This window comes from Sorangium sp. So ce145 (assembly GCF_051525985.1).
Classification (GTDB): Bacteria; Myxococcota_A; Polyangia; order Polyangiales; family Polyangiaceae; genus Sorangium; species Sorangium cellulosum_B.
In genome coordinates this window covers 186,072-209,984 of sequence record NZ_CP150315.1, presented here as the reverse complement: position 1 = coordinate 209,984, position 23,913 = coordinate 186,072, and the positions used below count along the sequence as shown (strand labels likewise).

Below are 23,913 nucleotides of genomic sequence, written 5' to 3'. Positions count from 1 at the left end.
TATCCCGCCATGCCGAGCGGCCGTGCCGAGCAGAGCGAAGCGTGCGAAAACGTCACCGAACCGCGATGCTCATGTCACCGACGTCTGCACTCGAGATCCTTCGCGCTCCGCAGCTGCCACCGCGCCGCCTCCGGGCGCCCCGTCCGGAGGGAGGGCCTGCGCCAGGCGCCTCTGCACACCGCTCTGCGGCGCCGGCGCTCGCGCTCTCGCTGCTCCTGTCGGCTTGCGGGGCCTCGGATCCGCCGCCGGTGCGGGAGACGGGCTGCCCTCGTTGCACCGGGGCCGCGCGGGTCGGCGCGCTCCCGCCGGGCGACATCGACGAGTGCTCCGGTGTCGTCGCCAGCGGGCTGCACCCGGACGTGCTCTATGTTCACAACGACCACGGCGATGACCCCCGCTTCTTCGCGATCGGGTTCGGCGGCGCGCTGCGGGCCGAGGTGACCGTGGCCGGCGCGGCCGCGATCGACTGGGAGGACATCGCGCGCGGGCCCTGCCGTTCGGGCGAGGGCAGCTGCCTCTTCCTCGCGGACATCGGCGACAACGACGGCGAGCGCGACAGCATCACGATCTACGGCGTGCCGGAGCCGGACACGCTCGGAGGAGGGCCGCTCGCCTCGACCGCCGAGGTGTTCGTGCTCTCGTACCCCGACGGAGACCACGACGCGGAGACGCTGCTCATTCACCCCGCCACCGGAGCGCTCACCCTCGTGACGAAGGTCAACAAGGGCACCTCGAGCGTCTACGAGCTGCCAGCGCTGCCCGCAGCGGGCGCGCCCGCGACGCTCGTCCGGACGGGATCCATCGAGCCGCCCGCCGGGAGCGCGCGCTTCACCGGCGGCGACGTCCACCCGGACGGCACAGGCGTGCTGCTGCGCACCTCGACACACGTGCTCTACTACCCCATGACACCGGATCAGACGGTGGCGCAGGCGCTGGCCGAACCGCCCTGCGTGCTGCCGTCGCCCGACGAGGAGCAGGCCGAGGCGATCACGTGGGTGCCCGGTGGATGGGACTACGTGACGGTCGGTGAAGGGAAAGAGGAGCCGATCCACCGCGTGTCCTGCCAGGCGCCCTGAATGGCGCTTGAGGTGCCGAGTCCGCGCGGGTCATTGCTCGCGGCCCGATGAGGACACGGCTTCTCGGTGTACAAGGCTTTCTGTATCCTCATCCTCCTTCCACCACCGAGTCCGCAAGGAGGACCATCATGTCGCAACACAGGAAGGCTGCGGCCGCGCTGCTCGCCATGGCGCTGCTCGACGCCGGCTGCGCGTCCTCCGAGCAGGACACATCCTCCGGCGCGACGGGCGGCGGATCCACGTCGGTCAGCGCCGCGTCCAGCGCGACCGGCGGAGCGTCGTCGAGCGAAGCCAGCAGCGCGTCGACGGGCCAGCCGCCCGTCAATCCGGGCGAGGTCGACTGCCGCACCCCCGGAGACGGGAAGTCCACCCTGGCCTTCGTCAACAAGTGCGACCAGCCGCTCCAGTTCCTGGGGAGCCTCATCGACGGCGGGGAGCTCGGCCCGGGGCAGTTCGCGTGCCGCGACGTGGGCACCAGCGAGGAGCCGCTGTCGTCCCTGCGCTACTGGGCATACGCCGGGTCGGACCCCGGCGGCGGCCGACACACGCTGGCCGAGATGACCCTCAACACCGATTTCAACGACTTCGATTGGTACAACATCAGCCACGTGGACGCGCACAACCTCCCGCTGGCGATCGTGCCCGTCGGCCTGCCGGACTGCCGGACGCTGTCGTGCCCGGCGAGCCTGCTCGCGGCGTGCCCGGAGGTGGGTCGCTACAAGGACGAGAGCGGCGCGACGATCTCCTGCGTGAGCCCTGACCGGGACGATCCCGCGAACCCCGTGGCCGCGTACTTCGAAGAGGCATGCAAGGACGCGTATTCGTGGTCCGGCGATGATCAGGAGTCGATGGCCGCCTGCGCCGGGGAAGACTACGACATCGTGTTTTGCCCCTGATGTGCGGAAGCGCTCACGCGCCCTGGTCAGCGCGCAGCGTCGGCACCCCGCCGCCCTCGACCCACGCGACGTGCACCCCGTGCAGGCCCGCAGCCCACGGAGCCGCGAGCTTCTCGAGGGCCGCGGCCGCAGGCGGGCTCTTGCCCAGCCCGATGGCATGGCGGGCGAGGCGCGGGCCCCTGTCGAATGCATGAGGCCAGGCCCGCAGATCTCCGACCCCGGCGCGCTCGAAGGACGAGAGCAGCGCGCGGATCCGGCCGCGCACCCAGCCCAGGCCGGAAGCCACGCCCTCGGGTTCGGGCGCCTCGACGGTGATCACGGCCCAGGCGGCGTGGCGCCGGTGCAGCGGCGGGGGCGCGAGCAGATCGGGCAGCGGATCGCGGCCGGCGGCCAGGGCCGACTCCACGGCTTCCCAGGCGGAGTACAGCTCGTCGGACAGCGTCGCGAGGGCGGCGGCGCCGACGGTATCGCTGCACGAGCGCACGGGCGCCGTCGGCGTCGCGATGCGCACGGGATCCCCGGGCGTGCCGACCGCCGGAGCCGAAGGATCCAGCGCGATAGGCCGGCGAAAATCCCAGGCTGCCCAGGCGCCGAAGAAGCGGGACAGCAGGGGCCCGGGCTCCAGGTCCGGGGCCTCGCAGACGACCCGCGCGGCCAGGACGAGCCACGCGATGCCCGGCAGACCACCGAACGGCGCAGCGTCGATGCCCTTTGCGCGAGCCCATGCCTTGACGGCGCGGCCCAGCGCCAGGAATGCCTCGCGGCGCCGAGGAGCAGCGGAGGGAGCGGACGCCGCATCGACCGCCTCGAGCAGCGCGTCGGCGTCGGTGACGGCGCTCAGGGCCATCGCGGCGGCCTCGCCCAGCTCGAGGCGCCGCGCGACGGCGTGCTCGGGTCGCACCGCGCCCGCGTCGACGAGCGTCAGGTCCGCGTCCAGGCCAACCGCGCAGAGCTCGAGGCACGGCACGCGGATCGCCTCCACACGCCGCACGGTCGACGCCTCGGGCAGGGCCGAGCGCACCTGGACCTCGACGGCGTCGAGATCGATGGGCCCCGGCAGGGCGGCGACGAGGTCGAGGTCCGCGCCGGGCAGCGCGCAGCCGAGCCGCCGCGAGCCCGTGACGTGGAGCGCGCCCCCGGGCAGGGCCGCCTTCAGCCGGGCCACGAGCGCTGACGCGCGGTCGGGCTTCGGAGCGCGGGGGGACGCGGCCGGCGCGGGCTCGGCCGCCCAGCGCACCGAGCCGCTGCCCAGCGCGACCGAGGCCCGCACCTGCATCGGCTCGGCGCCGCGCCGCGACAGCAGGACCAGCTCGCCGACCGCGGCCTCGCGGCGGCCGAGCTGCGCGGCCCAGCCGGGCAGCACGCGCGCCGGGTCGTCCACGCGGCCCAGGGTCAGGTGGGGCGTATAGCCCTCGGCGCGCCCCACGCACCGCGGAAAGCGGCGCGCCAGCGCCTGATGCAGCCGCGCCCACGGATCTTTGCCGCCCGCGGCGGGGTCGAGCCAGACGGTGGCGTCCGCGCCGTGCCGGAACGAGCGCGTCCCCTCCAGCACCGCGGGGAACGGGCCGACCTCGCGCGCGGCGGCCGACAGGAGCGGGAGCGCCGCCTCGAAGCTCGACTCGGGCACGAAGCCGAACAGGAGGTTCACGTGCGGCGGCCAGCGGTCGATCTGCGGGTCGTGGAGCGCGCGGATGGCCTGGATCTCGGGCCAGAGCGGCTCGGGCGGTACCCACGCGAGGGCCGTGCGCGCGGTCGTCGCCACGTCGAGGACCTCGCCCGGCGCCTCGCCGACGGAGAGCTCGACACGGACGCCGTAATGGTCGGACAGGAACAGGCCATCCGGCGGAAGCGGCGTCGTCCCTTCCAGATCGGCGGTGATCGGGCGCAGCGCCGCCCCGCGAAACATCACACGATCCAGCCGGCAGGCGCGGCCGGTCAGCGACGAGACGGCGGCCAGCGGGTTGACGGTGGGATCGAACGTGGGCGCCTCGTCCCCGGCGCCGCGGGCCTCCAGCCAGGCGTCCACGAGGCCGAGCTTCGACGCGGGACCCGGCCCGCCGTCATTGAGGTCGCCCAGCAGCACCAGATCGCCCTCGACGGCGGAGAGGCCCGCGGCGAGGTCTTCCAGCTCGGCCGCGCGTTTCCGTGCCCCCTCCTCCGCGTGATCGCTCGTGAGGTGCGTGGCCACCACGACGAGCGGCTCTCCCGCGAGCGCCAGCGTCATCGCGACGGCGGCCTTGTACTTCCCCAGGGCGTGCCACCCCACCTCGAGCACCGGCAGCCGGCTCAGGAGCAGCAGGTGGCAGGTCTCGACGTCGCGCCCGCGCGGCCCGTCGCTGACGGTGTAGTCGGCGCGGACCCAGCCGGCGCCGAGCAGGAGATCGAGCAGCGGCAGTTCGACCTCCTGCAGCGCGATCACGTCGGCGTCGGCGCGGCCGAGCGCCTCGACGAGCAGCGGCCGGCGCCGCGCGGTGTGGATGCGCTCGGCGTCGTAGCGGTCCCAGAGCGTGTTCCACGAGAGGACGCGCACCCGCGCGCTCGCTCCCGGCGTGAACCGGGGCGCCGCGGCCTCGGCCGGCGCCCAGCGGCCCTCCGTCGCCTCCCAGCGCATGGCCGCGCGCGCCGTGAAGAACGGCGGCCGCAGCCGCTGCGGCGCGCGCACCCGGCCGGCCTGCGTCGTGTCGAGGGAGTCGAGGCCCGTCTGACGATCCCAGACCCTCTCGCCCTCGGCCTCGATGTACACGACCCGATGCCAGGGCAGGTCGCCCCCCGGCACGAAGGCCGGCAGCGGGACGCGCTTGGGCTCCGCCGCGTGCACGTCGATGCCCATCACGAAGCGTGCGGGATCGAGGCGCGCATCCCAACGGATGCGGTGGTAGATCTCCTCGCTCGTACGCATCGCGATCTTTTAGGTCTCCTTCACGCGAATTGTCCAGTGTGGCGGCAAACCGAAGCCTCCGGCCAGAGGTTCATCTCTCCGGGGAGGCTCTCGACAGCCTCCGGCCAGAGGTTCATCTCTCCGGGGAGGCTCTCGACAGCCTCCGGCCAGAGGTTCATCTCTCCGGGGAGGCTCTCGACAGCCTCCGGCCAGAGATTCATCTCTCCGGGGAGGCTCTCGACAGCCTCCGGCCAGAGATTCATCTCTCCGGGGAGGCTCTCGACAGCCTCCGGCCAGAGATTCATCTCTCCGGGGAGGCTCTCGACAGCCTCCGGCCAGAGATTCATCTCTCCGGGGAGGCTCTCGACAGCCTCCGGCCAGAGATTCATCTCTCCGGGGAGGCTCTCGACAGCCTCCGGCCAGAGATTCATCTCTCCGGGGAGGCTGTCGACAGGTAGTGGGGTCATTTGACCGAAAGTGGGGTCACTTGACTCCGAGGCTCGCGTGAGCGGCTAGGTTCGGCCGGAAGAAGTGCAGCCCGCGTCGGCGCCAACCGACCGGACTGCGTGGTCCGACATCCGCTCACACGGAGCCGAACAAATGCAGTTATACCTGATCCCTCCCGACGGTGGGCAAGGGACCGGTGCGCCCGCGCGCCGCCCGTACCGCCGAAGCCCCTCCCTCTCCCTCACCCCCGACGAGACCCGAAGGCTGCGCGCCGCGTTGCGCGGCATCAAGGCTCGCCTGGGCGCGTGGCGCGACGTCAGCGCCGCGATGGGCTGCGTCAACACCCGCACGCTGTACCGCGTCGCCTGCGGTGCCGAGCGCGGATCGCCCGCGCTGGTGCTGCTCGCCGCGCGCGTCGCTGGGACGAGCGTCGAGCGCCTCTTGAGCCCACCCATGGCAGCCGATCGCTGCTGCGGATGCGGGAGGCCCATGTGAGCCGCCCGCGGGAAGGGGGCCGGACGCCCGCCTGCCGCACGACATCCCCGAAAGCGACCGACGATGGAGGCGATCCTTGCTGAGCGCGGCATCGTCCTCGCCACGCTCGCCGGCATCCCGAAGCGCGACCGCCGCGACGTGGAGGCTGAGGTGTTGCTCAACGCCTGGAACGCCATCCGACGCGGGCTCTACCGGCCTGACCCGAAGGACAAGCCGCGCGACGCCTTGCGGAAGTGGCTCCACGGCATCGCGTGGCGGCTGGCGTCGCACTACGTCAACAGGGCGTGGGCGCGCCGTGCCGTGCTCCACGCGCAGCCACTTGGCCTGCTCCGCGAGCCCGTCGGCCCAAGCCTGGAGGCGCAGGTTGCTGCGCGCGAGGTACTGGAGGCGATGACCGAGCTCCCGCCCTGGCAGTTGGAGGCGCTCCTGTCGGTGGACGACCCGGAGTCGCTCGTCCAGTACGCCAAGCGGCGCCGGATGAACCCGAGCACGGCAGCGTCGAGGCTCCGCATCGCCCGCGAGGCGCTGGCGCTGAAGCTCAAGAGGTGGCGGCGATGAAGGCTCGCGCTCTGAAGCGACGGCATCGCCTCAGGCTGCCCGGGCCGGCCATCACGGGCGAGGTCTCGCGCGCCGACGTGCTCGCCTACCTGCGCGCGACGTGGTGGCTCGGCAGCAGCGGGCACTGGCTGTTCCGCGGCGCCCACGCGGTGCCCGTGCCGTCGCGCGACGACCACACGCTGGAATCATCGCCGCCATCGCGAAGGCGGAGCATCGCTCCCCCGGCGAGACGCTCCGAGCGATCGATGCACGGGCCCTTGGCCTGAGCCCCACGGACCGGGCGCCGCGCGTGCTGCGCCTCGCCGAAGAGGACCTGAGCGCGACCGCCGACGAGACCAGCGTGCTCGACGGCTTCCCCGGCGTGCGGCCGTGGGACATGGCGACGCTCTGGGGCGCCGTGCTCGACCTGGGCGTTCGCGCCCGCAGGGCGAGCGACCGTGAGCGGTTCCAGCAGGCGCTGGGAGCGCTCGACGTGCTCGAGCGCAAGTACGGCGCAGCGGGACAGGAGCCCGGCCCAAGCAAGTTCCGGCGCTCGCGCCAGACAGCGCACACATTCTGAGGCCCCGTGGCCTGCGTTGCAGTGCATGCCGTGCTCGCGGTCTGGCCATGGGCCCCTGCCTCTCGAGAGGCCGAACTCGCGAAGGATAGCCAGCGGGAGGGGGCCGCCGGCGTACCAACCAGCCCTGCCAGATCCGTCAGGTCGCGCCGCGGGCGTGGTCGGGGCTCGTGTTCGGCCCGACGGCGGGGCTTGAAGCCGGGCGGAGTCATCGGCCGATACCCTGTGGCGGCCGTCAGGCGCGGCATGTGGTACGGTGAGCTCCCGCCTCGCCCATCGCACCGTTTGACGAGAGCCGCTCATGTATCTGCGAAAAATTTCCCTAAAAAACATCAAGTGCTTCGCCGAATTGAAGCTCGACTTCGCGGGGGAACAAGGAGAAGAGGTGCGCCGCTGGACAGCCCTCCTTGGTCAGAACGGGGTCGGCAAAAGCACCTTATTGCAAGCCATGGCCGTGCCCCTTGCCGGTCCGGGAGCGACCCGCGAACTCTTGCCCGTCGCAGAAGGTTGGGTTCGTCAGGGGCAGCCCTATGGTGAAATCGACGCCGTAATACTGTGGACCGAAGGTGATGCACAGCTGCCCCGGTGGCCTAAGAAGACACCGTACAACGCGCGTTTCATTGTCTCTGGCTCTGACCCCGACGTTCTTCCCGACATTGTTCCCGAAATTGATCGGCCTACCATTCCTACAATCATCGAGTGGGCTGGAGAGGGAGACAGCAGAGAGCGAGAGAAGATCAACAAGGAAATCAGCCGTCTCAAAAAAACAGCTTATGCAGAGGGCAAGCCCGGATGGCTGGCATGTGGATACGGCCCTTTCCGTCGACTCAGTGGCGGCTCACAGGATGCAGACAAGATTCTCTATTCCGGCAGGAGGGCAGCTCGGTTCGTCACACTCTTCCGGGAGGACGCCGCACTCACGAGCGCGGCCGAATGGCTGATTGAGTTGCACAACACGGCACGAGAGGGAGACGAAACCAGCCGACGCTCGCTGGAACTTGTAAAGGGTGCATTCGAAACAGAATTCCTCCTGGAGCGAGCCAGGCTTCATGTAGATGCACGGAGCGCGCTTCTCCAGATTGACAAGCGAGAGGCGGTTCCATTCAAGAATCTCAGTGATGGATACCGTAGCATGCTAGCGCTAGGAATCGATCTTCTCCGCTGGCTCGTCCAAGCCTTCCCAGAGTCGTCTGAGCCTCTCATGCAACGAGGGGTCGTCTTGATCGATGAACTCGACGCGCATCTGCACCCCCGCTGGCAACAGCGGATCGGCACGTGGCTTCTTAAGAAATTCCCACTCCTTCAATTTATTGTTGCAACGCACAGCCCGTTCCTGGCGCAGATAGCTGGCGCCGGTGGCAACATCGTTCTCAAGGACACTGGGAAGGAGGTTAAGCCGCGCGTTGACGTTACGTCTGTCATAAATTGGCGCGCCGATCAAATTCTAACCGAGCTCTTTGGCCTTGAGAGCACACGTTCCCCAGAGGTTGAGAAACGACTGGCGCGATATGTTGCCCTTGAAATGAAACGGCGAAGCGGCGCACTTGTAGAAAAGGAGCGAGCAGAGCACGCCCAGCTCAGCCTAGACTTCGACCCCCTGCCGTCTGGTCTAGAGAGCGCCGAAGATCGTGCGATGGCCGATACCCTCCGCCGCGCGCTAAAGAAGCACGATAAGAAGCTTCAGGAGCTTGAATGATTTCGGTAAGGCGCGATGACACGAACAAGCCTGAGGGCTTCGATAAGCGCAGCCAGATGTGGGTCCAGCGGTTCGAGGCTGCACGCAACAAGAACCCGAAACTCACGATGGGCAAGTACTGGGCGCAAGTCCGCAAAGAACTGCGCGACGATGCTGTTGCACTCTATCATGTGTTCTCTGGTAAGTGCGCCTTTTGCGAGGCTAAGATGGCGCACGTGGCAAACCCGCAAATAGAGCACTATCGACCCAAAAGCAGGATCGAGTTCAGCGGTATTGTGTTCAAGTGGGATAACTGGCTCTTGTCATGTGGTCGTTGCAACGAAAGCAAATGGGCGCATTTCCCAGACTGTGGCGGAGTTCCCTGCCTCATCGATCCGACGGTGGACGATCCACAGCAGCATGTGGGATACGTTGACCATATTGTTCACGGCACGAGCGCGCGTGGAGAGGAAACTGTTCGTCTCCTTAAGATTGATCGCAGTCCGCTAGAGGACGAGCGGCACCTTTGGCTGATGCAGATCGATTCGCTGTTGGTTCTTTGTGTAAACGCGCGAACGCGCCCGGAGGCGCGTCGATTGCTGATTTGGTCTATGCAGAGCGATGCTCCGTATTCGTCTATGACGCGGAGCTATCTGAAGTACAAGGCTCGAAGACTAGCAGAGCCGGCTCAGCCTCATCCACACGTCGAGCTCGAGCGGCCTCGAGAGTGGATTCGGCAATTCATAGAACAGCATCGAGAGGAGCTGAGCGAGTTGGCGTAATGCCGCAAAACATGAGAGTTGGCATCGCGGCACAAGTTAGCTATGTGTCATATGTATTGCAGTGAACAGCATGTCTCGAAATGGCCGCCAGATCCCCCCACGGAAGAGTTGACACCGGCACTATCCGCCTCGGTTGCGGCTCGGGCAGCGGCGGCTCTGGCTCCTGTTCGGGTGTGAGGATCGCAGGCGCTGTAGAGCCACACAGGCGCGGCGGGCGTGTCCCGCCCTGACCACTCGGAGGAATCTCCGTTCATCGGCATCGCCGGTCGCGTCATCGCTGCCCCCCGCGTGTAACGCTGCCTTTGCGCTATGACATACCCCGTCCTCTCGGCATCTACCGGGCGCCCTTCCGAGCGGTTTTCCTCGGTAGAATCGCTATAATCAGAGGACCTTAGTTCAAGTTTCGCACTTCCCCGGGTTGGGGCCAGCGAGCTCTGCTTCCCCTTGCTCGTGGGGAATCCCTCGGTGGCGCTGCTCAGCCGGCGAAGGCAGGCATGTCGATGAGCGAGCGGAGAAAGTTTTGTGGGAGGGTGGACGCTGCGGGGTGCGCAGAAACCCACGCGCGCAGGCTTTCGCGCCGCAGTGTCATCAGCATGTCGGCAAACGATGGCTGACGTTTGGTCCGGTACCAGGGGCGAACGAGCGGCCGACAGAGCGCATGCCCTGCACGAGCAAACCAGAGCACCACCAAGCTGTAGAGCAGCAGCGCCATGGGAGCGGTGCGGAGCGCGGCGTGGCGGCTCCAGCCCTGCGGCTGCTCGAAACCGAGGTGGCTCTTGCTGCCCTGGAACGCTTCCTCGATCGACCACCGCCGCGAGTAGTCGACGAGCACTTGCTCGGCCGCCTGCTCCGTGCGGGTCGAGTAGAAGACCTGCACCGGCCGACCGCCGACCAGCGGCTCGACGACCACGACCTTGAGCGGCCTGGCGGGTACGCCGTACCAGTGCGCGACGAGTTCGACGAGGCGGACGCGGTCGTGACGGCCGTAGATTGCCAGCTCGCAGCGTCGGCCTCGCTGTTGGAGTGCCTGCTGGGGGGTGGGCAGGCGCATGCCGCGCACGCGCGGTCGGCCGTTGGTCCCGGGCTTGCGCACCGGCGGTGGCTGGTGCAGTCGCGCGTTGAGCGGCATCCGACTCGTCAGGCCACAGTTGCAGGGCAGATGCCCCAGCACCGTCTCGCCGCCGTAGGCCGAGTCGGCGAGCGCATGGAAGGAGCGCTCTGGATGTGCCCTGCACAGTCGTTGCAGCAACTCCACGGCCAGCTCGGTGCGCTTTCTGTACGTCCGGCGCCAGCGGCTGGACGCCTTCTGGTTGAGGTAGAGGCGGAACAGAAGGGGCAAGCTGAAGACGCGCTGGGGGCAGAACGGCAGCTTCACCACCACCGCCAGCACCACCCAGCTGTGCCCCCAGCGCAGCACCGCCAGCTTGCGCGTACTCAAGTGCGGGTCGTGGTGCATCCCAGCGCCGAAGACCTTCAGGCCGCGCTTTCGCGCCAGAGTATCGTCGAGCGTGAGCTGCACCGGCCCAGGCGCAAGCCACGGCGTGATCAGATGGAAGAGCAGCAGACCGAGCTCGTCGAGCGACCACCGCGCGGCCGAGAAGAACCGATGGTACGCCGCATGATGGCGACGTCCTGCCACGCCAGCGGCCAGCAGCATGCCCGTGATGGTGCGCCGAGTGGCGAAGATCCAGCCGGTTAGAAGAGTGAGGAACGAGCGAAAGCTGCGCGCCTGCATCGTCCAGCCGAGGGGTTCGACAAGGGCGACGAACGACGGTACGAGAGTGAGCACGGGCCTCCTGCGGCGTCGAGTTGGGTGTGAGAACCCTCGCGCTAGCAGCGGGGCCCGTGCTGTTCGAGCTACCGGGCGACGTCCGCGGGAACAGACCAAGCCGTGCCCCAGCAGAGCCGGGTCGGCTCATGCGATGGAAGTGCGAAACTTGAACTTAGACGAAAGCGCCCCGCTTTCAGCGGCAAACTGAGAGCAGGGCGGCAGAAGCCGTGCGGAGCGACCCGCCCGACGTCCTAGCAGACCGGATCGTGGGCCCTCCGCCGGGGAAAGGCAAGGGTCCCGTGGCGAACGTGCTCCCACGCGAGCGGCAACTTGCCGTGCTCGCTGCCTTGGTGGACGGCAACAGCGAGCGCGCAGCCGAGCGCATGACCGGCGTCGAGCGGAAGACGATCCGCCGTTTCGCGCTCCGCGTCGGCATGGCCGCGCAGAGCCTGCACAACACGCGACCTCTCGCTCTCGCTCATCGAGAGCGATGAGGTTTGGTCGTTCGTAAAGAAGAAGCAGTCGCGCGTGACGCCCGCGGAGCACGCGGCGGGCCTCGGTGAGGCGTACACTTTCACGGCGCTCGCGATGCCAAGCCGCTACGTGGTGACGTGGTACGTCGGCAAGCGCGACGAGATGAGCGCCTCCGCGTTCATCAAGGATCTCCGCGCGCGACTCGTCGTCATGCCGTCGCTCACCTCCGACGGCTTCACCGCGTACCCGGGCGCGATCGGTGCCAGCTTCGGTCCTGGCGTAGATTTCGCCCAGGTCATCAAAACGTTCTCGCGGGGTGGACAGCGGGACGACGATCACCGCTACGAACCGCCCCGCAACCCGTTCCTGACCCGCCGCGCGGTCTTCGGTGCTCCGAACGTCGACGCCGCGACGACCGCGCACGTCGAGCGGAACAACGCCACCTTGCGGCACCACATCGGGCGGATGAGACGCCTGGTCTTGGCCTTCAGCAAAGACCCGGAGCACCACCGCGCGGCCGTCTCGCTCGGGCTGACGCACTACAACCTGTGCCTCATCGTGAAGACGACGCGCGTCACGCCCGCGATGGCAGCCGGCGTGACGAGTCACATCTGGGAGCTCCCGGAGCTGCTTGACGCACTGCTCTCTGTGCCCGAGACGCCAGCGCCGAGCGCGAAGCCGCTCGCCCCGCGCAAGCCCGAGGGCACCGCCCGCGAGCTCCCCGGCGGCAGGGGCTTCCTGCGCGTGGTCCAGGGCGGCGCCGCGCCAACCCCGCCCGCTGCTCCAGTGCCACCCCCGCCCGCGCCCGTCGCCGCGAGCCCGAACGTGCCCGCCACCGTCGAGCCGGCCGGTCAACTCGACCTCCTCTCGTGGCGCCCGAAGCCGAGGACCCCGGTCCAGATGTCGCTCTTCGGGGACCCGCCCTCTGACCCGACGGCCGGATAGTGGGGTTGTTTGCGCCCACAAAAGTGGGGGCGTTTCAAGCAGACTGGGGTAATTACCCCACCACCTGTCGACAGCCTCCGGCCAGAGATTCATCTCTCCGGGGAGGCTCTCGACAGCCTCCGGCCAGAGATTCATCGGTGGTGGCCGGATCCGGCCACTGGGCTGGGCTGGTTGAATTTGGGTTCTACCCCTCCGGCGTGTCCGACGGGCCGGGCTTCGAGGCGAACAGATCGAGCTGGACCGGGTCACGGGGAGGGTCGTCCGCCCCCCCGGACGACTTCGTGCTCCTCCTCCTCCAGTGCGCAAGAAAACGAAGCCGGCTCGCCGCGCGAGGAAGTGTGGCGCGGCGAGCCGCCGTGGCCGGACGGCGCGCGGCGCGAAGCCTCGTTCATGGGTCGCGGTGAGGAAGCGGGCAATGCTGCCTCAGGATCTACCCGTCCCTCCGTGAGAGCGCTCGGCTTCGGGTACTGAAGACACCCGAGCAGCTCCGGGTCGAACCTCGTGATAGGTGGCACGGGCTCGGTATCAACGGATTGCTCGGCCGTCATGGTTCCATGGACAGGTCATCGGGGGCTGCCGCTCCGGCGGAGCGCCACCGGCGGCGCCGCGGGGCGCCGGCGGGTCACGGCACCGCGTGGCCGTCGACCCGGAGCTGGAACAGGAAGTACGGCGGGATGCAGGCGCCCTCGCCCGAGCTCGTCCTGGCGCACACGTAGTCCTCGCGGCAGGGCGCCTCGCTCGAGCAGCGCCGCAGGCCCGCGGGCGTGACGTGGCGGCTCAGGCACTCGGTGAACACCGTCCCACGGGCGAGGCAGCGGTTGAACGGGTCGAGCACGGCGATGGCGCCGCAGACGCCCTCCTCCGGGAGCGCGACGCAGCTGCTCGTGCACATGCCGCCGGGGAACCCCACGGGGCTCGTGTTGCACACCGCCGCGAGCGGGCACGCCCCCGGCTGCGCCGCCGCGGCGCGATCGCGGTGCGGGTCGGCGTGGGGGACGACGGCGCCGACCTGGCACGGGTCGCCGACCTCCGGCGCCGCCGGCAGGCAGACGCCGACGGTCGCGCGGTCCTCCTGGGCCGCGTCGTACGCGGAGCACACGAGCCCTTCCGCGCAGGCCCAGCCCGCGAAGCTCGGGTCGCCCAGCCCGCAGCGCGCGCCGTACCCGCCGCGCGCGCCGTCGCCTCGCTCGGGATACGGCACCTCGTCGTCCGGGGCGACGCCCCGAGCGATGGCCTCGACCACCGCCCGGCGGCGCGGGAGATCGCCCGCGAGGTGCGCGGACTCGACGGTGAACAGGGCGTCGTGGACGCGGCCGGGGGGCTCCTGCCCGAGCAGGTGGAAGCCGGCGACGGACGCGCTCTGGTGGCACCCGGGGCAGCTCATCTGGTCGAGCCGCCGGAGCAGCCCCTCCGGCGAGCGGACGCGCGAGAGGCCGCCGAAGTCGACGCCTGCGAAGTCGCGGGGCTCGAACAGGACGCGGAAGGGCCGGTTGGCGCGGCGCGCGAGCCCGTGGGGCGTCGCCGACAGCGCCTTCGTGGCGAGGAACTCCTCGGGCAGGAGCGCGGTCCCCTCGTCGACGCGCGCGAGGTTCTCGGGGGCAGACAGCCACGCGCGCAGCCGCTCGCGCCGCGCCGGGTCGCGCGAGAGCCGGGCGACGTCGGGGGTGTTCTCGAGGGCGAGCGGCGCGTAGCGCCCGGCGCGGGCGTCCCAGCGGAAGGCGCGGAGCACGTACTCCGCGTGCCCGCCGAGGTCCGGGCGCACGGTGGAGGGCCAGCGGACGCTCTGCAGGTTCACCACGAGCCGCGCGAGGTTCGCGCGATCGGCGGCGCCCGGGGCGAGCGGGCCCTCGGGCGAGGTGAGAAAGCGGACGAGGTCCGGCCCGGAGAGCTCCGCCGCGCGCGACCAGGCCTGCGCGAGCCGGCGGCACGAGAGCGCGTCGCCGGCAGGCGCGCGCAGCTCGAACGACGCGGTCATCGGGAGGCGCGAGGCGGCGGCGGGGGCCGGCGTGGCGACGGAGGCGCCCGCAGCGGACGTGGCGCCTGCCGCGCCGCCCGGGGCCTTGGCGGCATAGGCCAGCCGGTACACGAGGCGGGTCTCTCCACAGGCGGAGGCGTCGAACGGGCGGCGATCCATCCGGTTCACCACGCCGATGAGCTCGAAGCGGGCGCCCTCGGCCGAGAGCCACCGCTCGTCGAAGAGGCGGTGCGCGTGGCGCGCGATGCTCGTCCCGCTCCTCGGATCGGCGCGCTGGACCTGCCGCAGGTCGTCGGCGAGCACGCGCGCGATCGAGGCGAGCTCGGCGGTGCGGGAGAGCGCGGAGAGCGAGGCCGGCGCGCGCGGCGCGCCCGTGAGCACCGAGCCGAAGTCGAGGCCCGCGGCCTCGAGCTCGGCGAGCACGGCAGGGTCCGTGAGGAGCAGGAGGGGCCGCGCTTGCGGCGGGGTTCCCTGCGGCGCGGCGGCGGGCTGCGGCCCTCCCGCGGCGAAGCCCCCGGAAGCGGCCGGAGAGGGCGGCGCGGCGGACGGCTGCCCCCCTGCCCTCCCGACATCCTGGCGCGCCGCGGAGGGCCCCTCGGATGGCCACCACGAGCACCCGGCGATGCCGGCGCTGGCCACCAGCGCGACGACGGCGAGGGCGTGACGGAAGCGGCGGGGGCGCACGCTGCCAGGCTACACCGGCGCGCGCCGCGACGATCTCGAGGCGATCTCGACGAAGCGAGCAAACCGAGCCGCGTCGCGGTCGACGTACACACACGACGTGTGGATACTGTCCCCATGCAGCACGCCGCGCTGGCGCGCCGGCTCCGCCACGTCCGCGCGCCTTCCCCGCTCCACTTCCCGGAAGAGGCCCTCGAGCCGGAGACCAAGCGCCACCTCGAGATCAGGACCCTGCTCTATGTCGTGCTCAAGACCTTCGCGGATCGCGCGTCGATCGGATCCGACCAGTTCATTTACTGGTCCGCGTCGGATCCGAGCCGGTGTCTGGCGCCGGACGCCTTTGTCCGGCTCGACACCCCTGACACGCCGTTCGGCTCCTGGAAGACGTGGGAGCGTGGTGCCCCTGAGCTCGCCGTCGAGATCGTGAGCGAGCGCGACTCGGATCCGCAGACGTGGGCCGACAAGCTCCGCAAGTACCACGAGCTCGGCGTGCTGGAGCTCGTCGCTTTCGATCCTGACGCCGCGCCCGGAGAGCGGCTGCGGGTCTGGGATCGCATCGACGACGATCTGATCGAGCGCATCGTCGAAGGGGAACGCAGCCCGTGCACCGTGCTCAATCTGCACTGGGTCATCGTCCCTGCCGCAGGCCAGCCGGCGGCGCTTCGTCTCGCCCGCACCCCCGACGGGGCGGAGCTCGTCCCGACCCCTGAGGAGACGGCGCGACGCCGCGCCGAGGCCGAGCAGGCCGCCCGCGCGACGGCGGAGCGGCGCATCGCCGAGCTCGAGGCCGAGCTGCGCCGACGAGGCGGCTGACCCCGTCGGCATCCGCCGGGTCAACTTCACCACCATCTCCGACGAGGCCAAGAAGCACTGCTGACGCCCGGCAGGGGTGCAAGGAAGCGCTGCTGACGCCCGGCAGGGGTGCAAGGAAGCGCTGCTGACGCCCGGCAGGGGTGCAAGGAAGCGCTGCTGACGCCCGGCAGGGGTGCAAGGGAGCGCTGCTGACGCCCACAGGTCATCGGGCGCGCGCAGGCGCGGAGGGCGACTCCATCCAGCGGCGGAAGAGGCGAGCCTCGCCCGGAGGGAAGAACGCGGTGGGCGGCACCTCGGCGTGGTACCGCCGGAATGCGGCGCTGAACTCCGCAGGATCGCGGTCGAACCACGCCTCGGCCTCGGGCGAGCCGCGCAGGAGCCGCTCGAAGCGCAGCCGCGCCACGAGCAGCGCCGACATCCTCACGCCGTCCTCGTCCGCGCCGAGCAGCGCCTTCCGGAGCGCGGGCGGCAGCGCCGGATCCTCGGCCGCGGCGCGCAGCGCGGCCACGGGATCCTCGGCGGTCATCGCGCGGGCCACGAGCGCTTCGTAACGCGCGTGCGCCTGCGCCCCGGTCAGCCGCGCCGGCCGCGCGCCCTCCCCTGCCCCGCCGCGGGCCTCCCCTGCCCCGCCGCGGGCATCCCCTGCCCCGCCGCGGGCCTCCCCTGCCCCGCCACGCGCCGCGCGCCCCGCCGCCCTGCCGCCAGCCGCGCGCGTCACCTGCGCCTCCCGCGCCGGCCGAGCGCGCGCCGCGCGCGGCGGAGCTCCTCCCGCACGGCGGCCGCGTCGCCCGCGCCGTGCACCGTGCCCTCCATGCGCTCCAGGGTCACCCCGCGCAGGTTCGGGCAGCGCGGCGCGACCTCGTCCAGGAGGCGCCACACCGGCTCCGGCACGGCGTCGTCGTGGCCGTCGAGCCGCAACACCCGGCCCGATGGCAGCCAGCCCGGATCGCTCGGGCCGCCGCCCGAGAGGTGGATCTCGATCACCCGGGCGAGATCGAGCCGCGCCACGTACTCGGCCGGATCGAAGCCGAAGTTCTCCGCCATGGTGTGGACGTTGTGCAGGTCGAGCAGCAGGTGCGTCCGCGGCGCCCTCAGGATGCGCTCGAGGAAGCGCGGCTCGTCCAGCGGATCGCCGAGCACGAAGTAGCTGACGCTGTTCTCGACGCCGACGTCCTCCACGACGGCCTGCATCGCCCGGAGCGCGCGGCGGGCGACCGCGGCGCCGTGCGCGTTCATGGGCATCGGGAGCGGCAGCCCGGTCGAGAGCCCGGCGGGCGCGCTGATCCCGAGGTGATCGGTGTACCAGCGGAACCGGAAGATCGCGTGGTCGCGCCGCAGGGCCGCGAGCCAGCGGGCGCGCCGGCTCGCGTCGGCGGCCGAGGCGCCGCCGAGCGACCAGCCCACGCCGTGGGCGACGAAGGGCCGGTCCGACCGGCGCGCGAGCTCGGCGAAGCGGCGGTGAAAGCCGTTCTCCTGGAGATCGGCCTCGGCGGCGTCCGGCACGCGCCAGAGCGTCTCGGGCGCCACCTCGTAGTAGTCGGCGTCGCGCAGGATCACCTCGGCCAGCAGGTCGAGGAACGCCGCGTCGGGCTGGAGCGTGAGGCCGACCGGGATCAACGCGTGGATGCCCCGCGCCCCTCGACGGAGAAGAAGTACAGGAAGCGCCGTGACTTGGAGGGCACGTGCCCCATGCCGCAGGCCATGAGCCCGCTGTCCCCGGCCCCCTCGACGTCGATCCCGCAGCCGCTGGCGATCGCCCAGCGCGCGCCCGCCGGCGGCGCCTTCACGAGCCGCGCGCGCACGCTCGCGGCGCGGGCCTCCACGTCGCGCGCGTCGGCGCCAAGGCCCTTCCGGAGCAGCGCCCCGAGCGCGCCGATCCGCTGCGCGGCGACCTTGTCGTCGTGCTTCAGCTGCTCCTCCCGGCCGCCGCCCGCCATGCGGCGCATTCCGTCGTAGCTCGGGATCGCGACGTCGAGCTGCGTCGCGACGACAGGCACCTTGTCGGTCCTGACAGCCACCATGAGCGGCTCCCCGTCGCCGGCGCCGGGCACGAGCTTCTTCAGATCGGCCATGGTCGCACAGACGACCTCGACGCCCGCGAGCGGGGCGAGATCCCCGTCCGCGCCGAAGTTGAGCAGCTCGCCGAACGCGTGGCCGCGCTCCCACTTGGCGCTGTCGTCGGCAGGGATGACGAGGACGAGCAGCGCCCTGCTCGCCTGCCGGGCGCGGCGGAACGCGGCCGAGACCTGGACCAGCGACCCCGCGGCGGCCACCGGCTTGCCCGTCTCGTCGCACGCGGCGCCGTCGCCGAACGCGTCGCGGATGAACGCGGGCCACGCGGTGGCCGCGAGCCCTGCTGCAGTCGCTCCCAGCCAATGCCTGCGCTTCATGGTCACTGCTCACCGCCGTTCCCGAGCAGCTCGCTCTCCGCCTCGACGCGCCCCGAGGGCTCGGGCGCGAGCGGCGCGAAGGCCTCCCAGCCCAGCTGCATCAGCCTATCTCGATCCCGGCCCAGCACGATCGGCGCCGCCCCCGCGGATCGCAGCATCACGCGATCGCCCGCGGCCGAGTACTCGCCCGTCGCGACCACCTCCCCGGTGCAGCGGTCCTTGAGCGTGAAGCCCCCGGACGCGTCCAGGAGGAGCGTCCGCGACCCCGCGGCGTAGAGGCCGACCAGCCCTGCCTCCGCGCTGCCAGGCTCCAGCGCGCCGCCTCTGGCGGCCGCTGGCACCGCGGCGAGCGCGTCCAGGGCGTCCTGCGCCGCCGAGGGCGCGAACGCGGCGGCATCTCCGGGATCGCGCCGCGCGTCGGGCAGGGCCTCGATCACGCCCTCGGGCGGATCGAGGAAGGAGCCACGCTCCAGCAGATCCGGCGCCGTGAGCGTCCACATGCCGTCGCGGCGCGGGGAGATCTCGCCGCCGACGAGCGCCGCGAGCGCCGCCGCGGCCGCTTTGCTCGCGTGCAGCGTCAGGCGGTCGTCCCGCGCCTCCTCCCCCAGCGCGAGCCAGCGGATCTCGCCCTCGGCGCCGCGGACGTGCGCGAGCATGCCCCCGCGCAGCGCGATCCGCTGCGCGCCCTCCGGGCCGCGCAGCACGGCCGACTCTTCCACGTCGAGGGCGACCGGCAGGATCGGCGCCCCTTGCCAGCCGTCGCTGGCCACGGTCCAGCGAGCGCGCGCCGCGGGATCGAGCAGCACGTACGCGGTCGCGTCCGGAGCGTCGATCGGCTGGGCACACCCGGCGGAGAGCAGCGCCGGGCAAAGAAGGGAGAACGCAAGGAAGAGACCACGACGTCCGGGCATCGGGCGGAACCTCCGGCGAGCTGAGACGCCCCACGGCGGTGAAAGTTTCATCGACCACGAGGGCCGCGCTCAGCCCGTGATCGCCCAGGGCGAGCCCCGAGCGGCGAGGGGCTCGCCCCTCTGCTTCACCTCCACGCCGTGCATCGGTATAACGAGGAAGCCATGAGCGCCGACCCGTCAGGCCTGAGACGGCCCAGGCACCCGATCCCCGATTTCGTCATGACCGCGCTGAACGAGCGTGGCCTGATGAAGGCTTACAAGGCGCGCCCTGCCTACCAGCAAAACGATTATATCGGGTGGATCAACCAAGCGAAGCGGCAGGAGACCAGGGAGAAGCGCCTCCGCCAGATGCTGGACGAGCTCGAAGCCGGCGGTGTTTACATGAACATGAAGCACCCGGCGTCGGAGAGGGCCTGAGATGCTGGCCTACGTGTTCTGGCACTGGAGGCAACCGCAGGCCGCCGCGGGCGAGTACGAGCGCCGGCAGCGCGCCTTCCACGCGGCGCTCGCCGCGGCGCCCGCGCCGGGCTTTCTCCGGTCGTTCAGCGTCGGGCTCTCCGGGGCCCCGTGGGCGGCCGGCGGCGGCGACGTCTACGAGGACTGGTACCTCGTGCAGGATTTCGGTGCGCTCGGCGCCTTGAACGAGGCCGCGGTCTCCGCCAGCCGCTCGGCGCCGCACGACGCGGCGGCCGCGGTCGCCGGCGGCGGGGCCGGGGGCCTGTATCGCCTGCGGGGCGGGGTTGCGCTGGACGCGCCCGGCTACGCCCACTGGTTCGGCAAGCCCGACGGCGTGTCCTACGGTGAGCTGTTCGCCCGGCTCGCGCCGATCCTGGAGCAAGCGAGCGCCGGCCTGTGGATGCGCCAGATGGTGCTCGGGCCCGGCCGGGAGTTCTGCTTGCACGCGGCGACCTCCGTATCGCTGCCCGCGCCGTTCCACGCGCTCGTCCTCCCGCTCCGGCCAGCCTGGCCGGCGCTCGACGGCACGGGCATGACTCCGGCGCGCTGAGGCCCGCGCCCCGCGGCGTCCGCCCGCTCTATCATGAAGATCGACCTCGCGTTCGTCCCCGGCTTCTCCGCGTCCCTCGCCGGCTGGGAGGCCACGCTGAACGTGGGCGGCCGTGGCGCGGTGAGGTGCCACTGGATCGGGCCGTCGGGCCCCGAGGAGCGGACCGGGGCACGCCGCGATCTCCCGTTGACCCCGGAAGCCTTCGAGAGGCTCAGCGGCGCGCTCCGCGAGCTCCCCGAGGAGCTCCAGCGGTGGGCGCTCGACGACGCTCCTGTCCGGCACATCCGGTGCCGCACCAGAGATGGGCTCATCGAACGTCGCCGGTCGTTATCGAGGAGGGCCGCGACGCCGCCCGAGGCGGCGTTCGATCGCGTCTGGATCGAGCTCTTCTCCCTCGTGCGGCCGGCCCTCGTCGACCTCGGAATGCCCGAGTCGCTCGTCGCGCTGGCCCGCTGATACGACAGCGCCCGACAGCAGCGATCGGCACGAGCGCTCCGAGGCGGGCTCGCCGACGTGCTCCCGCGTTCCGTGTACACTGCGCACCATGAACCGCTTTCTCCTGATGAGCGTGCTTGCTTTGTCCGCGTGCAGCCCCGAAGCCCGGGACTTCGCTCCTGGGAGCTCCGATGCGACGAGCTCGGGGACCTCCGGCGGGGGCGGAGGCGACGCCGTGGCCGCGGCGGGGGCCGGAGGCGACGACGCGCCCGGCTGCCAGGACGGCCTGTCCTTCTGCGGCGGCGCCTGCGTGGACAAGACGTCCGATCCGGAGCACTGCGGCGCTTGCGGCCATTATTGCCTTGGAGCGCCGTGCGTGGCGTCGCGCTGCCAGCCCCTCGTCCTGGCGTCGGGCGGCGTCGAGCCGACGGACATCGCGGTCGACGACACAACGGCGTACTGGGTCGATCCCGTCGCTCGACAGGTGATGACGGTGCCTATCCGCGGCGGCAATGCGGCGTTCCTCTTCAAGGGAGATCCCCCCTTTGCCCCCCAGAGCATCACGCTCGACCCCGCCGGCCAGATCTATTTCACCGACTCCGGCCTCGAGATCATCATGCAGGCGTCGTACGAGGGCGATTCCACGATCCTCGCGGATGGGCAGACATACGCCATGGGCATCGCGGTCGACGCCGAGAACGTCTACTGGACGAGCGCCGACCAGGGCACGGTCATGAAGGTGCCTGTCGCGGGCGGCGCCCCGGTCGCGCTCGCGGAGGGGCAAGACTCCCCGCTCGGCATCGCCGTCGACGCGACCCACGTCTACTGGGTGAACGAAGGAGGCACGGTGATGAAGGTGCCTGTCGCGGGCGGCGCCCCCAGCGCGATCGCGGACGGGCAGCTCAATCCGCAGGACATCGCCGTGGACGCCGCCGCCGTCTACTGGACCAACGACGGAGGCACCGTCATGAAGGCTCCGCTCGAGGGCGGCACCCCCGTCGCGCTCGCCGAGGGGCAGCGCAACCCGCGGAAGCTCGCGATCGACGCCGAGAGCGTCTACTGGACGAACGACGACGGCACCGTGAAGAAGGTGCCCATCGGAGGCGGCGATCCCGAGACGCTCGCGACGGGGCAAGATCATCCGCTGGGCATCACCGTGGACGCGACCAGCGTCTACTGGACGAACAGCGCCGCAGGCACGGTGATGAAGCTCCCGAAGTGACACCCCGCTTGCCAGGGGCCCGGTTCGAGCGCGACGATCGGCGCCTCCATGAAGCGCGCCGCCCTCCTCCCGATCGCCCTCCTCACCGCGTGCGCCGGCGCCCCGGCTCCCCAGCGCGCTCCTGTCGCGCCGCTGCCCGCGGCGCCGCGCCCCGCCGCCGCCGCGCCCGCGGTCGCGGCGGCGCAGCCCGCGAGCGCGCCGGCGGAGCTCGCCTTCGTGCTGAGGATCGCCCATCCGAAGCGGACCTGGGACAACGCCGCGCAGCTCCTGCCGAGCAGCGCGCTCGTGTTCACCATGGGCTCGACGGACCCCACCAAGATGCTCGAGCCAGCGGTGGGCCCGGACCTCGCCGGGATCGTCGATCTGGACAGGCCGATCGACGTCGCCTTCCTGGGCACCACGGCCGATCACGCCGTGGCCTCCCTGTCGGTCGCGGAGCAGGAGGTGCCGCGGCTGGCCGATCGCTTCGTGCTCAAGGAGCTCGCGGGGCACCCGGGCCTGTTGCGCGTCGAGCGCGCGCGCAACGCCGAGCCCGACGAGGAGGCGCCGCCGTGGGCCTGCGCGTTCGATCCGGGCGAGCGGCGGGACGGCGCGCGCCTGCTCTGCGGCGAGGACGTGGAGGACATCGAGGCCGCCGCGGCCTACCTCGTCCAGGTCGTGGCCCGGGAGCCGCTCGACGCGGACGCCCGGATCGAGCTCTCGGAGCGGACCCTCCGCCAGGCCGTGGAGGAGGCGAGCGCCGCGGGCGACGCGGACGAGGACGACGGCCGCGCCGGGGCGCTGGGCGAGGAGCTCGCCGCGGGGTTCCTGCGCGACATCGCGGGGTTGAACGTCGACCTCACGTGGGGCCGCGCGGACGTCGAGGTCGGCCTCACGCTGCGCTTCGCGAGCCGGCGCTCGCCCCTCACGCTGGCCCTCGCGCCGGCCGCGGCGCAGGACGCCGCGCCGCCGCCGGCGTTCTTCCGCCTCCCGGCCGACACGGCGGTCGCGTTCCACACGCAGGGCGCGTCGCGCGCCGAGCTCGCCCCGCTGCGGGAGGCCGTCTTCAAGGCGCTGCGCGACGACATGATCGACGAGGGCTACGACGAGGCGCGGCTCGATCAGGTCCTCGATCGCCTCGAGGCGCTGGCCCTCACGGGCGGCCCCCTCGTCGTCGGCGCGGGCGCGAACGGCGCGGCGGCGGAGAAGGCGCTCGCGGCCTACCAGCGCGACAAGGGCGCGCCGCGCGCGCGAAAGGCGGCGCGCCTCGCGCTCCAGGGGTGGGTGCTGGCCTCGGTCGAGGAGCCGGCGCAGACCTGGATCTCCGGGGTGAAGGAGCTCCTCCAGCGCGGCGATGAGCTCGACAGGTTCAAGCGGAGCGCGCCGAAGGACGGCGCTCGCAAGGACGACGAGGACAAGCAGCACACGACGCACGCGATCGTCCGTGCGCCCGCCTCGCTGCCCGCGGGGACGCTCCACGTCGAGCTCCGCTCGAAGCCGCTCACGAAGGACGCCCCGCCCGCGCACACGACCCACCTCTACGTCGTCCCCGCCGGCCCGCGGACGTGGCTCGGGGTCAGCGAGGACGACGCCGCCCTGGTGGCCCGGCTGCGCGTCGCGGTGGATCCGGGGCGCGACGAGGGCACGCTCGGCGCGGCGCCGGACATGGACGTGCTGCGGAGGCGCGGGACGCTGGCCGGCGGGCTCTTCTCGCTGGCTGGCTTGACGCTGCTCATGGCAAACGGCGACACGCCGGAGGCGCTGGACGAGGCCGCCGAGGACCTCGCCGCGCTCGCGGCGCTGCCTGCGCGGGGCGGGGTCGCGACCCCGATCGCCGTCACCTCCGAGGTGCTCGGCTCCGGCGCGGCCCGCGTCGACGTCCGCGTACGGCTGACCCGCGCCGGGATCCAGGACGCGATCGCGCTCCTCGCCCGCTGACGTGCCCCGC

22 protein-coding genes and 1 pseudogene are annotated in these 23,913 nt (G+C 71.5%); 15 read left to right on the top strand and 8 right to left on the bottom strand.

All coding sequences use genetic code 11. The features are described 5' to 3' along the window. The first annotated feature begins 248 nt into the window (after nucleotides 1-248). Together WMF34_RS00805 and WMF34_RS00800 are read left to right on the top strand one after the other, a co-directional pair. A complete protein-coding gene (locus WMF34_RS00805; protein ID WP_437992099.1) occupies nucleotides 249-1,076 on the top strand; it encodes a hypothetical protein in 828 nt (275 codons plus the stop codon). A 128-nt stretch (nucleotides 1,077-1,204) separates the two neighbouring features. Next, the gene (locus tag WMF34_RS00800; protein WP_012232788.1) at nucleotides 1,205-1,972 is read left to right on the top strand and encodes a thaumatin family protein; all 768 of its coding nucleotides are present in this window, start codon (nucleotides 1,205-1,207) and stop codon (nucleotides 1,970-1,972) included. Between the two features lie 13 nt (nucleotides 1,973-1,985). Here the strand turns inward: WMF34_RS00800 and WMF34_RS00795 are convergent, their stop codons facing one another. Together WMF34_RS00795 and WMF34_RS00790 are read right to left on the bottom strand one after the other, a co-directional pair. Then, on the bottom strand, nucleotides 1,986-4,871 hold the full coding sequence (locus tag WMF34_RS00795; RefSeq protein WP_437992098.1) for a poly(A) polymerase: 2,886 nt from the start codon (nucleotides 4,869-4,871) through the stop codon (nucleotides 1,986-1,988). Between the two features lie 20 nt (nucleotides 4,872-4,891). Beyond that, nucleotides 4,892-5,281: a hypothetical protein gene (locus tag WMF34_RS00790; protein ID WP_437992097.1), complete on the bottom strand. Its 390-nt coding sequence runs from the start codon at nucleotides 5,279-5,281 to the stop codon at nucleotides 4,892-4,894. Between the two features lie 169 nt (nucleotides 5,282-5,450). Between WMF34_RS00790 and WMF34_RS00785 the strand changes: the two genes are divergently transcribed. From WMF34_RS00785 to WMF34_RS00760, 6 genes are all read left to right on the top strand, one after another. Further along, on the top strand, nucleotides 5,451-5,792 hold the full coding sequence (locus WMF34_RS00785) for a transcriptional regulator (protein ID WP_437992096.1): 342 nt from the start codon (nucleotides 5,451-5,453) through the stop codon (nucleotides 5,790-5,792). Nucleotides 5,793-5,855: 63 nt separating this feature from the next. Continuing rightward, on the top strand, nucleotides 5,856-6,350 hold the full coding sequence (locus WMF34_RS00780) for an RNA polymerase sigma factor (RefSeq protein ID WP_437992095.1): 495 nt from the start codon (nucleotides 5,856-5,858) through the stop codon (nucleotides 6,348-6,350). Next, nucleotides 6,347-6,616, top strand: a complete 270-nt coding sequence (locus WMF34_RS00775; RefSeq protein WP_437992094.1) for a hypothetical protein — start codon at nucleotides 6,347-6,349, stop codon at nucleotides 6,614-6,616. Before WMF34_RS00780 ends, WMF34_RS00775 begins: the two co-directional genes overlap by 4 nt. 23 nt (nucleotides 6,617-6,639) lie before the next feature. Further along, complete coding sequence (locus WMF34_RS00770) at nucleotides 6,640-6,909, top strand: hypothetical protein (protein ID WP_437992093.1); 270 nt, start codon at nucleotides 6,640-6,642, stop codon at nucleotides 6,907-6,909. Between the two features lie 298 nt (nucleotides 6,910-7,207). Next, on the top strand, nucleotides 7,208-8,602 hold the full coding sequence (locus tag WMF34_RS00765; protein WP_437992092.1) for an AAA family ATPase: 1,395 nt from the start codon (nucleotides 7,208-7,210) through the stop codon (nucleotides 8,600-8,602). Then, nucleotides 8,599-9,363, top strand: a complete 765-nt coding sequence (locus tag WMF34_RS00760; RefSeq protein WP_437992091.1) for a hypothetical protein — start codon at nucleotides 8,599-8,601, stop codon at nucleotides 9,361-9,363. The genes WMF34_RS00765 and WMF34_RS00760 overlap by 4 nt, the downstream gene beginning before the upstream one ends. A gap of 475 nt (nucleotides 9,364-9,838) precedes the next feature. Here WMF34_RS00760 and WMF34_RS00755 read toward each other — a convergent pair whose 3' ends face one another. After that, on the bottom strand, nucleotides 9,839-11,152 hold the full coding sequence (locus tag WMF34_RS00755; protein WP_437992090.1) for an IS701 family transposase: 1,314 nt from the start codon (nucleotides 11,150-11,152) through the stop codon (nucleotides 9,839-9,841). 281 nt (nucleotides 11,153-11,433) lie between these two features. Here WMF34_RS00755 and WMF34_RS00750 point away from each other — a divergent pair. Further along, nucleotides 11,434-12,553 (top strand): annotated as a pseudogene (locus WMF34_RS00750) (IS1 family transposase). Nucleotides 12,554-13,175: 622 nt separating this feature from the next. Here WMF34_RS00750 and WMF34_RS00745 read toward each other — a convergent pair. Next, nucleotides 13,176-15,212 (bottom strand): hypothetical protein, encoded by a 2,037-nt coding sequence (locus WMF34_RS00745; RefSeq protein ID WP_437992089.1) that lies wholly within the window; start codon nucleotides 15,210-15,212, stop codon nucleotides 13,176-13,178. A gap of 114 nt (nucleotides 15,213-15,326) precedes the next feature. Between WMF34_RS00745 and WMF34_RS00740 the strand changes: the two genes are divergently transcribed. After that, nucleotides 15,327-16,022 carry a Uma2 family endonuclease gene (locus WMF34_RS00740; protein WP_437992088.1) on the top strand — a complete coding sequence of 232 codons (696 nt, stop codon included), beginning with the start codon at nucleotides 15,327-15,329 and terminating at the stop codon, nucleotides 16,020-16,022. 202 nt (nucleotides 16,023-16,224) lie between these two features. On the opposite strand, the gene WMF34_RS00735 is transcribed toward WMF34_RS00740, so the two are convergent. From WMF34_RS00735 to WMF34_RS00720, 4 genes are read right to left on the bottom strand one after another with little or no spacing between them, the layout of a single operon-like run. Then, entirely contained in the window at nucleotides 16,225-16,740 is a 516-nt protein-coding gene (locus WMF34_RS00735) for a hypothetical protein (protein WP_437992087.1), read from the bottom strand. After that, nucleotides 16,737-17,639 (bottom strand): DUF692 domain-containing protein, encoded by a 903-nt coding sequence (locus WMF34_RS00730; RefSeq protein WP_437992086.1) that lies wholly within the window; start codon nucleotides 17,637-17,639, stop codon nucleotides 16,737-16,739. Before WMF34_RS00730 ends, WMF34_RS00735 begins: the two co-directional genes overlap by 4 nt. After that, nucleotides 17,636-18,412, bottom strand: a complete 777-nt coding sequence (locus WMF34_RS00725; protein ID WP_437992085.1) for a hypothetical protein — start codon at nucleotides 18,410-18,412, stop codon at nucleotides 17,636-17,638. The genes WMF34_RS00730 and WMF34_RS00725 overlap by 4 nt, the downstream gene beginning before the upstream one ends. 2 nt (nucleotides 18,413-18,414) lie before the next feature. Continuing rightward, nucleotides 18,415-19,323 carry a hypothetical protein gene (locus tag WMF34_RS00720; protein WP_437992084.1) on the bottom strand — a complete coding sequence of 303 codons (909 nt, stop codon included), beginning with the start codon at nucleotides 19,321-19,323 and terminating at the stop codon, nucleotides 18,415-18,417. A 162-nt stretch (nucleotides 19,324-19,485) separates the two neighbouring features. On the opposite strand from WMF34_RS00720, the gene WMF34_RS00715 reads away from it, so the two are divergent. The 5 genes from WMF34_RS00715 to WMF34_RS00695 all read left to right on the top strand — a co-directional run bounded on the left by WMF34_RS00715 (nucleotide 19,486) and on the right by WMF34_RS00695 (nucleotide 23,903). Then, the gene (locus WMF34_RS00715) at nucleotides 19,486-19,740 is read left to right on the top strand and encodes a YdeI/OmpD-associated family protein (RefSeq protein WP_012232773.1); all 255 of its coding nucleotides are present in this window, start codon (nucleotides 19,486-19,488) and stop codon (nucleotides 19,738-19,740) included. 1 nt (nucleotide 19,741) lies between these two features. Next, nucleotides 19,742-20,329, top strand: coding sequence for a hypothetical protein (locus WMF34_RS00710; RefSeq protein ID WP_012232772.1), 588 nt, complete (start codon nucleotides 19,742-19,744; stop codon nucleotides 20,327-20,329). Between the two features lie 33 nt (nucleotides 20,330-20,362). Further along, complete coding sequence (locus tag WMF34_RS00705) at nucleotides 20,363-20,785, top strand: hypothetical protein (RefSeq protein ID WP_044963613.1); 423 nt, start codon at nucleotides 20,363-20,365, stop codon at nucleotides 20,783-20,785. A gap of 88 nt (nucleotides 20,786-20,873) precedes the next feature. Then, on the top strand, nucleotides 20,874-21,986 hold the full coding sequence (locus WMF34_RS00700) for a hypothetical protein (protein ID WP_080598733.1): 1,113 nt from the start codon (nucleotides 20,874-20,876) through the stop codon (nucleotides 21,984-21,986). A gap of 48 nt (nucleotides 21,987-22,034) precedes the next feature. Then, nucleotides 22,035-23,903 (top strand): hypothetical protein, encoded by a 1,869-nt coding sequence (locus WMF34_RS00695; RefSeq protein WP_437992083.1) that lies wholly within the window; start codon nucleotides 22,035-22,037, stop codon nucleotides 23,901-23,903. Nucleotides 23,904-23,913: the final 10 nt, after the last annotated feature.